Origin of the sequence: Streptomyces sp. MnatMP-M17 (genome assembly GCF_900091995.1) — a bacterium.
GTDB lineage: Bacteria > Actinomycetota > Actinomycetes > Streptomycetales > Streptomycetaceae > Streptomyces.
In genome coordinates this window covers 1-4102 of the sequence record NZ_FMDK01000844.1, presented here as the reverse complement: position 1 = coordinate 4102, position 4102 = coordinate 1, and the positions used below count along the sequence as shown (strand labels likewise).

Here is a 4102-nt window from a genome sequence, read left to right as displayed (position 1 = left end):
AGCAGCCGGGCGGCCCGGCGCCGCTCCGCGCCCGCGCAGGCCACGACCTCCTCCGCGACCCGGGCCATCTCCTGCGGCCCCTTGAGCCAGCGCTGCCCACCGTCCAGCCGCCGCCGGTCGACCGGCCGCAGCAGCCGGGCCGCGTCCAGCACGTCGGCGAGACGGTGCTGACCGGGGTCGGCATACCGGACGGCGTTGCTGAGCACGGCGGTGACCCCGGTACGGTCGGCGAGCGCGAGAGTACGGGCGGCCAGCCGCAGCGACCCCGGGCCTGTACCCGGCCGCCCGAGGGACACCGCTTCCAGACGTACACCGTCCCCGAACAGCTCCCACCAGGGTCGTAGCAACTGCTCGGCGGCATCCGGGCGGCCCGCCGCCAGAGCCCGCGCAGGCTCGGAGAGCGGACCGAGCAGCACCGTCAGGCCCGGGCCGGCATGCGCGCGCAGCGCGTCCCAGGACACCCGGACGGGAGCGCCCCCGCCGGCGGTGCCGACATGGGCGGCCGACGTGATCCGGCACAGCCGCGCCCAGCCTTCACCGTCCCGGGCGAGCAGCACGAACCGCAGCGGCGGCTCGACAATGTGCGCCCCGCCGCGGACCGGAGCCCGACGGCGCTTCTCCGGAGACGGGGGCGCAATCGGCTCAACGGCCAGATCGATCCCGAAGACCGGCCTGACGCCGGTCTCCCGGCACGCCTCGGCGAACCGCACGGCCCCGGTCACGGTGTCCCGGTCGGTCAGCGCCAGCGCCTCCATCCCCCGCTCGGCGGCCCGTTCCACGAGCTGCTCGGGGTGGGCGGCGCCGTACCGCTCGGAGTAACCGGACGCGGCATGCAGATGGACGAAGCCCGCCATGCCACACCTCCATCACTCCACCCCTTTTCAGCCATCCACCCCACACACTACTAGTACACTCGTTCGATTAGTCTAACGCGGTAACCGCAGGTCAGCGACTCGAACGCGCAGGTGAAGGCGTGCGGACACCGAAACGCAAGCCGCGGACACGCTCCGGAGGATGCGAACTTTCGGCCATCTCCCCGAGTCCGCAGGCCACTTCCCCGACCGCCTCCTCCGGCAGCCCCACGGCGTGACTGTCATCACAGTCGCACCGGGGCGGCGGATCGGCTCTTCGGATGACAACGGCAGATGGGTCTGTTCCCGGATCTCCCAGAACCGCGATTGGACAAACAGGTGTCCGGCCCGAGTGCGTTCGGGGGTGGGCACCGCCACGGTGCTCCGGTGCGGCGAACCGACGGACACGGGCCGGTGCGGTTCCGTCAGCTCCGGCAGCCGCTCCAGGATCGCGGTCCGGATCAGAGGCTCCGGCGACCGGGCGAGTGTGCGGGCGACCTGGGAGAGCAGGTCCGTACCCGGTACGCCGTACTCCGCCGCCGTCCAGTCGAGCTCGTGGACCTGGTGTGCGATGAAGGGCGCCCGAAGATCTTCAGGGTGTCCGTGCCGATCCGCGTCGGCGCGCGCCGGCAAGAAGCGCGCCGGTCGGACCGACATCCTGCGCGACCCGGCCAAGAAGGCCGACCGGCGTCTGAAGGGGCTGCGCCGTCGCCGCCCGGCAGGGTGGGCCGCGGGGGCGGGGCCGTTCGTGTCCAGGATGCGTGGCTGCCCGTGGGCCGCTCGGGGGCGATGAGCGAGGAGGCTGCCAGCGGGGGAAGGGCGTCAGCCTTCGCGGCGGGGGAGCATGGCCAGGGCCTGGGAGCGCTGTGCGACGAGGTCGTCGTAGGTGCCGTCGCGCTCGGCCCAGCGGTGCATGAGGACGCCCTTCACGAGGATCTCGTGAGGGGTGGGGTCCTGCGAGAGCAGGTGCATGACCTCGGTGGCGAAGTCGTCGAGCGGCAGCGCGTGCGGGTTCACCTTCTCCTGACCTGCTGTGGCGACGGCCGGGGGGACGAGCTCGACGACGCCGACACCGGTGCCGTCGAGCTGCGCGCGCAGTGCTTCGGAGTAGGCGTGCACCGCGGCCTTCGAGGCGGCATAGCTGGGCATGGGCGGGAACGGCAGGAAGGCGATTCCGGAGGTGACGGTGATGAAGGTGCCGGCGCCCCGCTGGACCAGGTGGGGGGTGAAGGCGTCGATGACCCGGATGGTGCCGAGCAGGTTGGTGTCGATCGTCGTCTCTGCCGCCTCGAAGTGCGCGGGGTCGCGCAGGTCCTCCAGGAGCATGACCCCCGACATGGTCACCACGGTGTCCAGCTCGGGGTACCGGGCGAGCACGGCATCACGAGAAGATGCGACGGAGGCACTGTCCGTGACGTCGATACCGAACGTGCCGAAACCTTCCCCGTCGAGTTCCGAGAGTGCCTGTGGGCTGCGGCCGCCAACGGCCACGGTGCTGCCCGCTGCGGCGAACCGGCGGGCCAGCTCTCGCCCGATACCCGAGGTCCCGCCGACGATGAGAACGGTGCGGCTGGAGAGATCCACGAGATCTTCCCTTCAGTCCAGGGCGCCGACGGCGTTCAGGCCCGCGGCGCAGACAGTGATGTTCTCTGTCTCTTCCGAAACGGTGTCACCGCAGTCTTGACGGCATTTGCTGGGTGTGGCAGGGCCCCCGTCTTCCCTGGTCCTGCCAGGGCCCCCTCTGAGACACGCGCGCCGCATTACGGTGTCGGTATGAAGGATGAGGAATCCGGCAACCGGCTGGGCGGCTACCTTCGTGCCCGGCGTGAGCTGGTCTCCCCGGCGCAGGCAGGACTCCCGCCCGGCGGCAACCGCCGCGTGCCCGGCCTGCGCCGTGAGGAAGTCGCCCTGCTCGCCGGAATCAGTCCCGACTACTACCTGCGCCTGGAACGGGGCCGTGACAAGAACCCCTCACCCCAGGTGCTCGAATCACTCGCGCGCGTCCTGCGGCTCGACGACATCGAGCGGACGTATCTGCTCGGCCTCGCGGCGGCACGCCCCAGGGCGCCACGCCGCAAGCGGCCCGAGCACGTACCGGCGCGGGTGCACGAGCTGCTCGCCCACCTTCAGATCCCCGCGTTCGTCGAAGGGCGCGCGTTCGATGTCCTGGCCTCCAACCCCATGGCCGTCGCGCTCTCCCCCCGGCTGCGGCCCGGCCAGAACCGGCTGCGTTCTCTCCTCCTTGATCCTGAGGAACAGGCCTTCCACCAGGACTGGACGAAAGCCACCGCCGATTTCATCGCCGCCCTTCGCACCACCATCGGGGACGACACCGACAACCCCCGGTTCGTCGAGCTCGTCGGAGAACTCGCACTGTCCAGTCAGCGGTTCCGTACCCTGTGGGCCCGCCACGACGTCCGCGGTCTCGACGGAGGCACGACCACGGTCCACCACCCCCTCGTCGGTGAACTACACCTCCACCGGGACAAACTCCCCATCGACGACGTCATCCTCGTCGTCTACTACCCCGACAAGGACAACGACAGCGACGAGAAACTACGGCTCCTCGCCGCACTCTCACACACCGAGTCCGCCAGCACAGCGCACAACAGGCCGACGGACATCCCGCACCCGAAGACACCTTGACGAACACGCGCCGTCCCGGCGTCGCAGCCAGAACGCGCGCCACGGGCTCCGTTGCCTGCGAGATCGGCCCGGGCCCTGAGGTTGGTCACCGCCGTATCGGACAGTCCGACAGTGCCGGGGCCGAGGCGGCTCAAGGCCGTGGCCACGGTCGCGGCCTGCCCGACCTCCGCGCCACCCTCGCCACGTGAACCCACCCCACTACAACGCACCACGCAACTGTCATTGACCGGACTCCGCGTTCGGCCACCGCCACGAGCACAAAGACTCAATATCGAGAGGTCCTCCGACCTGCGGAAACGCAGGTCGGAGGACCTCTTCGTGTTTGTGGGGGTTATGGGCCGCGGGCGGGCGTATGACGGGTGTTACGGGTGTGGTTGGACCGTACGAGTGGTGTTCATCCGAAGAGCTGCGCGAGAACGGCGTCGCTCCGTGGATTTTCGAGATGCGTACACATCATGAGGAAGGTATGTAGATCGCCCAACCCGAAAGCGAGGGGTCATGGCCGCCTTCAAGGTCAAGAAACTGTGGACCGTCTTCATCACCGCGTTCTTCGCGGTGCTTGCCTCCCTGGGGCTGACCAGCCCGGCCGCGGCTGCCGGCAGTGC

The 4102-nt window shown here is 70.0% G+C and carries 3 protein-coding genes; 1 reads left to right on the top strand and 2 read right to left on the bottom strand.

The features are described from left to right. Window positions 1-854, bottom strand: an 854-nt coding sequence (locus GA0115259_RS31745) for a PHP domain-containing protein (RefSeq protein WP_141716775.1), incomplete at its 3' end; no start/stop codon positions are given. Between the two features lie 819 nt (window positions 855-1673). Further along, window positions 1674-2435: an SDR family oxidoreductase gene (locus tag GA0115259_RS31740; protein WP_093603376.1), complete on the bottom strand. Its 762-nt coding sequence runs from the start codon at window positions 2433-2435 to the stop codon at window positions 1674-1676. A gap of 189 nt (window positions 2436-2624) precedes the next feature. Here GA0115259_RS31740 and GA0115259_RS31735 point away from each other — a divergent pair, with 189 nt between their 5' ends. Then, window positions 2625-3497, top strand: a complete 873-nt coding sequence (locus GA0115259_RS31735) for a helix-turn-helix transcriptional regulator (protein WP_093603374.1) — start codon at window positions 2625-2627, stop codon at window positions 3495-3497. Window positions 3498-4102 lie beyond the last annotated feature (605 nt).

What these genes read in the sequence shown, in the direction of transcription:
- GA0115259_RS31735 (WP_093603374.1), top strand. Translation starts at nt 2,625, where the DNA reads ATGAAGGATGAGGAATCCGGCAACCGGCTGGGCGGCTACCTTCGTGCC.